The 9,538-nt window shown below is 36.3% G+C and carries 6 protein-coding genes; all 6 read right to left on the bottom strand.

Annotated features, from left to right (window positions below; all coding sequences use genetic code 11):
- A partial coding sequence (locus ACQKOF_RS23485) for an S-layer homology domain-containing protein (protein WP_427562423.1) occupies window positions 1–189 on the bottom strand: 189 nt, incomplete at its 3' end.
- Window positions 190–367: 178 nt separating this feature from the next.
- Window positions 368–2,263, bottom strand: coding sequence for an N-acetylmuramoyl-L-alanine amidase (locus ACQKOF_RS23480; RefSeq protein ID WP_427562420.1), 1,896 nt, complete (start codon window positions 2,261–2,263; stop codon window positions 368–370).
- A gap of 247 nt (window positions 2,264–2,510) precedes the next feature.
- Window positions 2,511–3,434: an NlpC/P60 family protein gene (locus ACQKOF_RS23475; protein ID WP_427562417.1), complete on the bottom strand. Its 924-nt coding sequence runs from the start codon at window positions 3,432–3,434 to the stop codon at window positions 2,511–2,513.
- 380 nt (window positions 3,435–3,814) lie between these two features.
- Window positions 3,815–4,897: an S-layer homology domain-containing protein gene (locus tag ACQKOF_RS23470; protein ID WP_427562415.1), complete on the bottom strand. Its 1,083-nt coding sequence runs from the start codon at window positions 4,895–4,897 to the stop codon at window positions 3,815–3,817.
- A 154-nt stretch (window positions 4,898–5,051) separates the two neighbouring features.
- The gene (locus ACQKOF_RS23465; RefSeq protein ID WP_427562412.1) at window positions 5,052–5,711 is read right to left on the bottom strand and encodes an S-layer homology domain-containing protein; all 660 of its coding nucleotides are present in this window, start codon (window positions 5,709–5,711) and stop codon (window positions 5,052–5,054) included.
- A 60-nt stretch (window positions 5,712–5,771) separates the two neighbouring features.
- On the bottom strand, window positions 5,772–9,266 hold the full coding sequence (locus ACQKOF_RS23460; protein ID WP_427562409.1) for a hypothetical protein: 3,495 nt from the start codon (window positions 9,264–9,266) through the stop codon (window positions 5,772–5,774).
- Window positions 9,267–9,538: the final 272 nt, after the last annotated feature.

Below are 9,538 nucleotides of genomic sequence, written 5' to 3'. Positions count from 1 at the left end.
ATACGTTTTGCCCTTTTCTGTATACCCTTTAATAACACCTAAATTAACTAAATAATTGATTTCTTCATATGCGTCATCCTTGTTCGTAACATCTACAAAACCGCCACTTGCTTGTGCACTATGTATTGTAAACATTGAAGCAGAAACGAAAAGGACGCATAATATAAGACTAATTTTTTTGAGATACAATGTCTTATTTCCTCCCTTCTTGTTCTAACATTAATATTAACAAAATTTCACAGGCAAAACTATCATTAAGAGTAACCATTATACTAAAACTATAAATACTAGAATTCATGTACTTACCTTATTTTTATCAAACGAAAAGAGCTACATCGTTCATATTGAACAATGTAGCCCGTTTTTATTATTTTTTCGCGTAGTATTGTGAAATCCCTTTGTAGATTGAATCAGCAAATAACTCAACATATTTATCATCAGTCATTTTACCGCGGTCTTCGCTATTTGTTAGGAAGCCTAGCTCAACTAAGATGGCTGGAATAATCGTGTTGCGAATTACATAGTATTGTTCTTCTTTAACACCACGATTTTTCATATTTAAGTTATTAACGATTTGATTATTTACAAATGTCGCAAGATCAATGTCTTCTTGATACATATCACCTGTTGAAATTGCATAATATGTTTCAGTACCTTGTGCAGAAGTATTTGCTGCTGAGTTCACATGGATACTTACGAAGATTTCACCGTAATTAGCATTTGTAAAGTCAACGCGGTCTTGAAGTGAAGGATACGTATCCCCTGTACGAGTCATATATACCTTCGCACCTGCAGCCTCTAGCTTTTGCTTCACAAGTGTGCCGACCTTTAATGTGATAGCTTTTTCGGAATTGGAACCTACAACAGCTCCAGGGTCCTTACCGCCATGTCCTGGATCAAGAATGATAATTCGATCTTTCAACGGATTACCACTTTGATTTAGTAGCTTTAAGTATGATTTATGGACATACCCTTTTTGACCTTGATAAGTCACTTGTGCCCAATAACCGTTAATACTGTTTACTTGAATATATTCGCCCTTTTTCAGCTTACCTAGTACTGTAGAAGTAGAGTTAGCTTCTTTGCGAATATTTAAATTGTCAACCGTCACTCGACCTAATAGATCACCAGAAACTGTTGGTGGAGTTGGATCTGGAGTAGAAGGTTTTTCTACTTCAACGTCCTCTGTACTATTAGCCACGATATAGCCTGGTATACCGTTTACTACAGTTAGATGGTAGCCGCTTACTGTCTTATAAACAGGGAATTTTGTTTTGCTATTAACGGATGTAATAACTTTTGAGGAAGATGTTGGTTTTACGTAAAGATTTAAATTTTGTGTTGCAGTAACTTGCTTTTGGACATTCCCTAATGCGTTACCATCTGCATCTAAAAACTGTGCATACGTTTTATAAATATAAGCAAAGGCACCTTTATAAGTAACCTTTAACCAGTCTCCTTCAACTGCATAGACTGATAGTTTACCACCTTTATTGACAGTACCTACAATATTAGTAGTAGATGAAGAATCTTTTGATTTACGAATATTTAATCCATCAGTTGTTACAGAAATTAAACCGATGACCTGTGTTGTATCAGGTACACCTATACCTTTAACTGGTAGCTCTAAACGATACTTTTCACTTTTCGCACGCGCTACAAATAATGCAAACTGCGCACGTGTCACTTGGTTATTTGGGTTATAATTTTGACCCGTTCCCTTTGTAATACCATTATAGTAAATTGTATTAACGTATGTAACGTACGGATGAGTAATACCTACGTCCACAAAAGGAGAATCGATATTTTCATATTCACTTGTATCAAGTTTAAATGCTTTTGTTAATACATAACTCATTTCATCACGAGTTAAAGGCTTGTTCGGTAAGAATTGCCCCTGAGTATTTGTTTTAAATAGGCCAAGCTGTATAGCTCGTTCTACATAGCCTGAAAGCTCTGTACCGACTGTTACATCGGAGAAGCTTGATTTATTGACAACTAGTGGCTGGTTACCTGATGCAATTACAGCCATTTTGGCAACTTGTCCACGCGTTACTGTGTTGTAAGGTTTATAATACGTTTTGCCGTTTTCCGTATACCCTTTAATAACACCTAAACTAACTAAATAATTGATCTCTTCATAAGCTTCATGATCTTTAGGAACATCTACAAACCCACCACTTGCTTGGGCGCTATGTATTGTAAACATAGAAGCTGAAATGAATAAGACGCATAATATAAGACTGACTTTTTTGAGGTACAATGTCTTATTTCCTCCCTTCCTGTTCTCGTGTACATTTTAGCAAACTTGCACAGACAAAACTATCATACGAATGTAACTATTCTCCTATTTTTAGGCATCACCCCGATTTTTGGTATATTTCATAAAAAGAAGAGAGCCTGCAAGTGCAAACTCTCCTCATTCTATACATTATATAAAAGAACTTCCTTGCAATGTATTACTTTAAACGTAGCCCTTGTCTAAGTAATACGGAATTTAATTATTATTGTTATTTTTGTGCACGTTCAATAAATGTTTGAAGTTGAGAAATTTTTAACATTTCATCGTAACCGAAGTTACCATTTCCTTTACCTTCTGTAATACCATTTGAAGCAAGAATTGAAACAAATTCATTTGCCCAATGATTTGCAGGAGCATCAGTAAATGTTACAACATCGCCTTGTTGCTTTAATACGAAGGCATGTACTAATACTTTCGAGATTTGAGCACGTGTTATCGGTGAAGATGGATTAAATTTCCCACTACCATCACCATCAAAGATACCTAACTTCGATACAGCAGCAATCGCACCAGCATGTGCATATGTTGGTTTTACGTCTGTAAATTTCGTATTTTTATCGGATGTATCCAAGTTAAGTGCTTTAGCAATTTGCTCTGCCACTTCAGCACGAGAAGCGTAAACTGTGAAGTCAATCGCAGCTTCCTTTACTTCTTCTTTAACAGCTTCTGCTTGTTCGCTATCAAATGTTGCTACACGTTTAGCACCGATGTAACGAGAACCCCAATAATATGGATCGTTTACATTTGAGTAACTAACACCTTGACCTGTTTGTGAGTGGATCATTTTCCCGTCACCCATGTAAATAGCTACATGTGAGATACCTTTACCACTAGTATTGAAGAATAATAAATCTCCAACTTCAAGATCCTTCTTTGCTACCGCAGTACCTTGTTGATATTGTGAGCCTGAAGTACGGTTTAATTCAATACCTAAATCTGCAAAGACTTTAGATGTATATCCTGAGCAATCGAGCCCTTTAGTAGTTGTACCTCCATAAAGATATGGAACACCTAAATATTTTGACGCTGTATCAGTAACATCAGATACTGTAGCTGCTTCTGCTTTATCTATTTGAGTTGTTGTAAATAACATGAAAGATGCAAAAATCGGTAATAACCATTTCTTTTTCATATTTTCGGTATACCCCTCTCAGAACTTTTTTGCCTATAAATAGACTATCACAAAAGATGCTATTTTAATTTTTCAATTGTGTAACGGTTTTGAGAGCACAAAAAAACACTGATATACCAACGTTTCGTGGTTTATCAGCGCTAAAATATGGGTATTAAATAATGGATATACGGGATTTTTGTAACATTCCTGTAATATTAGCTACGCTTTGTCACAATAGATTACGAGATTTAGTGCATTTTCAATTTCCAACTGTTAGATATGAGCATTTTCGATACAATTTCCCATTAAAGGATGTAAGGAGTACGCGTGGTATTTGATCACCTTTCGCGGGTACTTGCCTCATCTTCGCAGGTATTCCTTTATCCGCTCCGCACAAGCTATTGACTAGAAAATAACTGCACCCAATAGTAATATCCATTGCTATCAACAGCAATCGCTACCCCGGTATTTGTGTAATTTTCTCGCAAAATATTTTCACGATGTGCTGGTGAAGCCATCCATGCTTTGACGGCCGCATCGGGTGTTGGAATTTTTCTTCCTATATTCTCTCCTAAGCTCGTATATGGATAATCGAATAATGTTGCCAAATCCCAGGGCATCCCGTAGTAAGGTGATTCGTGCTCAAAATAATGTCGATTCACCATATCCTGCGCCTTAATAACGGCAATTTGTGTTAAAGCTGCATCATCGTTAAGGGGTTGTAGCTTTCTTTTTTGTCGTTCGACGTTGACTAAACGTATTACATCATTAGACATGGTTGGTGAATAATTTTTTGTTGGAATATAAGACTTGGATAAATAGTCATAGGCTACCTCGAGATTTGTTACCTTCGTTGAAAAGTCGAGACTTCTTTCAACCAAAGAAGCAAATTGTGCACGTGTTACCAATCGATTTGGTGCAAATTGCTGTGCGTTGATCCCTTTAATAACACCAACATCCGCAAGTGATTCAATATAGTCTTTTGCCCAATATCCATCCTTAACATCGCTAAACTTACTATTATTTTGGGAATCGACTTCAATTTGATAAGCGAGTGTTAACATCTTGGCAATTTGCGCGCGCTGTAAAGGTGCGTCAGGGTTGAAGCAATCACCATTTTGTAAAATCCCTAATTCCACTAAGGCACAAATTTCTTTATAGTACGGATGATTGGCTGATAAGTCTGTAAAATTGGGAGAGTAATCGGTATCCAGTTTTAGCTGCATGGAACGAGCAATTGCAGCTGCAGCCTCTGCCCTAGTAATCGGTTGTTCTGGTCTAAAGAAGCCATCCTGATAATTTGTCATATAATGCTTTTCTAGCATACGTTCTATTGAGCTTCTTGCCCAATGTGATTGTGAAACATCCTTTGCAATATTAGCTGCCAATACTTCTTCAGATGCGTTTGTCAGAGGCACAGCATATGATGTAGTCAGCAAAATAAGAGACATGCCAACAACACTCGATACTTTTTTAAACATAGCTACCTCCTCCTTCATTTAATTATGTATAAACCAGGCTTCACCCAACTTTGGTTGATGTGAAACGCACATTCCATTATTACCTTATTTTACCTTTAATATTTCAAAAAAACCACTCTAAGATTGAAGATAAACTAAGAGTGAGTCTTCGCATTTATTCAACGCTAATAATGTAGAAAGCGTCTTCAGTTTTTTGTAAGGTGCGGTAAAGGAATAAAACCATTTGACCACGTCGAACATCTGTATAAGGTGAAAATGTGGTCGCGCTAGTACCTTGTGTAATCCCATAATTTAATAACGTTTGAATATACATATTAGTTTCATTATCTGTTGTAAAATCTGAAAATGGGGCAGATAATGATGTTGCCTGCTGTAAATCAAAGCCAAGTGTCAACATCTTTGCCATTTGACTTCGTTTAATAAAATGATCTGGATTATAATTTGTACCTTTTTGGATAATGCCCTTTTCAGCAAGTGCGGCAATATAACCGTAATATTTATGAGAGGCTTGTACATCACTGAAGCCAGGATTTACTACATTTTTTGTCTCCAATTTTAAAGCTTCAGCTAAAAAGTATGCCGCTTCCCCTCGCGTTAAGTTTTGATAAGGACTAAACGTCGTCGAAGTTGTCCCAAATACAATTCCTTGGCTATATAATTCGCTAACTGCCTTGTATAGTTCTGCTTCGTTTCCGTTATTTTTTATATCTGTAAATGGCATTGTTGCTGCTTCTGCAGGCATGGCCGCAACACAGTGAACAACTACTGCAGCGGTTGCAAAAGCCCATGCTTTATGTACCTTCTTAGTCGACAAATTAACGCTTCCTTTCCTTAATTATAAAGAAAGAAAAGAGGGACTTGCCCTCTCTCCTTATTATAAACCTAATGTTTTTATATGATCCTGTAAAATACGGTAATTATACACTAAGTCCTGCTGTTCAAGAGTAAGTGCGTCGTATAGTTTTTGTGCAGCCAGTACTTTCTTTTCAAACGTTTTAGCGTCTGGATCCAACTCGCCAATCGCATTCACTACTTTTAACACTGCCGCTACATCTTTCTCAGCTTTCTTTAAAGTATCGTAGTTAAGAACTTGTCCTTTTACTTTAGAATCTAACGCTTTATATGCAGCAGAAGCATTCGCTACATCTTGAATATATGTGCTAGAAGTTGGATTTAGACTAGCTATAATCTCTACGACTTTCTTTACTTCACTCATATTTTTCTCAGCTTCAAGCAAAATATTGTAATTAGATACTCTTTGCTTATCTGTAGTACTTAAGCTATCGTAATCTTTTCGCACAGATTCTATCATACCAAAATACATTTTATCGCTTGGCTTTAAAGCTGCAATACTCTGATAAACTTTAATAACGTTATCTAATGATAGAAGTAGCTGCTCGTTATAAACATATTTACGCTGAGTGGCAGTAAGATTGTCATATGCTTTTAAAATCTTTTGATATTGGCTGTCCATATTTTTCGATGTCATAAGTTTATCAATCTCATTGACAACACTAATGACAGGCTTAATAATTTTTTCTTGTTCTTGCAATGTTTTATAGTTTTCAACCGCATATTGTTGATCTTTTGGTAATGCATTATATGCTGCACGAATCTCTTCAATGCGTTTAATATATTGATTTGCCGGAACAGTCGGAAGCTCATCAATCATGCGCTGTACATTACCTGCACCTAAGATGCTTGCTTCAGCAGCTTGTAATAAATTGTAGTTTGTAACATATTGCTGCATGTCCTTACTTAGAGCATCGTATAATGCTCGAGCTTGTACTGTATCCGCATTGAACGTTTTACTTGACGGCTTTAGCTTGCTAATTAATTCAATTACTTTGGCAGTTGGCTCATAGCTTTGTAAAATATCAATATTTTTGACATATAGCTTTTGGTCTTTTGTCAGCTTATCGTACGCTTTTCGTGCTGAGTTTACTTGACTGACAAATTTACTTGTGCCCGGCTCTATACCATCGATTTGCACCATAGTATTTAAAATTGCTTTTACTTCTTTTTCACGATCTGTTAACACCTTCACATTAGAGACAAGCTTTTTCTGTCCTGATGTTAGTTTATCGTAGGCAACGCGAGCATTCATAAGCTTCGTTAAATAATCGGGATCACTAGGCACTGCCGCATCTATCAATTCAATAACTATATGCGCAGATTTTAGTTCAGTCTCAGCTGTGACAAGCTTTTCATAATTTGTGACAGCATTTTGCTTTTCTAGTGGTAATGCATCATAATTTTTGCGTGCAGAATCTAAATCATTTAAAAATGTTTTACTAGTCGGTTTCAATGTTTCAATCAAGCCTATTAATGTAGCAACATCCTCAACTGCTGTTAGTTGATTGTAGTTTGTTACGCGTTTTTGTGAGGCAGGGTCTAATGCATTGTATGCCTTACGTGCTGCCAAAACCTTTTTTGTATAATCCTTACTTGCTGGATTTAAAGCGTCAATAGCTTTAATAACCTTCACAACATTGGCATTATTTTTCTCATAAGTTGTTAATGTCTTGGATTGTGTGACTAATTTTTTCGCATTTTTATCCATCGCTTTATATTCAGCAGACATCGCCGCTACTTTCGATACAAAGGTTGCATCTGGCTCATTACCTAAAGCGATAACACGATCATCGAAATTTTTAGCTGTTGTAATATAGCCATTCGCGATTTGAAGATCAGGATAATTTGTTACAAGGTTTTTCCCGTCAGGTGATAGTTTCTCATAATCAGCAAATAACTCCTTGACTGCTTCCGTATATGTTTTTTGCGATGGGTTTAAAGCCATGATGCGTGACACAATATCCATCGCCTCTACTTGATCCTTCAACGATTTATAGCTTTTAACGAATTCGCGTTTTGCCGGATCTAGCTTTAGGTAAGCCGTATTAGCAGCCTTCGCTTTTTTAGTATAATCCTTCGCAGCTGGGTCTAGCTTTTCCACAAGCGCAACTACATTTAAAACAGCTTTATGTGATGTTTCCCAGCTTGTTAGCTCTGACAAATTATTGACGATTTTTTTGACAGTAGCTGCATCTATTTTCTTCCCGTCAGATGCTACTGGTGTATTGTAAGCTGCACGCGCTTGCTCTATTTGCGTAATTTTATCCGTAGCATTGGCAATTCCAGCAATGAGTTTCTCAATTTCTTCTGCTGCTGCTATATTTGCTTCAGCTAAATCTAAGTCAGCGGTATTTTTCACAAAATCTTTTTTTTCTAATGGTAATGTTGAGTATTTATCTCTTGCTGCCTTCACTGCTGTTCGATAATCCGCATTATTTGACGGTTTTAGTGCTGTAATTTGCTTGGAAGTATTAGCAACATCCTGATACTGCTTAAACTCATCAAAATTTGTAACTAAACGCTTTGAGCCGGCATCAAGTTTATTGTAGGCTGTTTCAATTGCTGTTACTGCACTAATAAAGCTTGTAGCAGATGCGAAATCTTCTGGTTTCTTTTGCGTCAGCGTTGTAATACTCGCAATTACTTGATCAGCTGAAGATAGGTTGGCTAACACTTCTGTATATTTTTTGTATGGTGTTATCGCTGCATTATTAGGATTATAGGCTGTAATAATTTTCTTTTGATCAGCAGTGAATTTGTTCAGTTCAGTAGTTACTTTAGCAGCAGCATCATTGATTTCAGTAGAAGTGGATGACTGGTTATCTAGAACAGTAATAAAAGAATCTAAATTTTTAATTGTTTGGTCTACAGCCTCTGCATCCTTGTACATGTTCAAAAGCTTCTCACTATCTGCGCCGCTCTTTTTGAAATAATTTATACGCTCTGGCTCACCATAGCCATATTGTAGTGATGTACCTCGAACTGTTGAAACAATGCCCTTTGCATCCGTTGACGCAAGGGCTGCATTTACAGCTTTCTCAAAAGTATCTTGGACGTTTAAATAAGAGCCTGTTTCAGGATTTGAACCTAAAAAAGTACTGTACTCGTTATAAACTTTTGTCACATCATCAACAAATGTTTTACTTGTATAAGACAACTTACTTATTCCTGCTCCAATATCCTTTAATTTAGACAATAAAGCTCGTTGGGCAACAACATATTCGTACTTTGCTTTAATAAAAGTGATTTCATCAGGATTGAAGTCTGTAGTACTTAAAACCTCTACATCTCCCTTTGCTATCACCATTTCATTATCTGTTGACGTAACAGATAATTTGCCAAATTGTGCAATTGTTTGTGATCTAGTGTCTACTGCTGCTGCATTCACATTAGCAACTTGATTTGCCTGAGAGATTGTTTGAGGTTGTGTTTCTTGAGCATTGGCAATCGCTGCCGGTGTTAGTAGTAGACTTGTTATTACACCAACCTGTAGTGGTTTCTTCAAAATGCCCACCCTTTCCTTTTATAGGTAAATAGATATGTATCATTTATTTCTAATTTGCTACCTTTTGTATCGGTGCATTTTATCCTATTTCAAGCTAATCTATATAAGTAGCTCATCCTCTTCACAAACAGAAAGAGATTTTTTTAGATTGATAGTCTTTTTATAGGAAGTTATTGTTAGGATACTATATAATTGAATTATGTGCATGGATCTGGCAGAAATTTTGGCAAAAAAATACTAATTGCGAGTAAAAATGCTAATAGACTATATATAAACAAATT

The organism is Lysinibacillus sp. NPDC093190 (assembly GCF_050280425.1).
Lineage (GTDB): Bacteria > Bacillota > Bacilli > Bacillales_A > Planococcaceae > Lysinibacillus.
The sequence above is the reverse complement of the archived record's forward strand: the minus strand, read 5'-3'. Positions and strand labels throughout refer to the sequence as shown.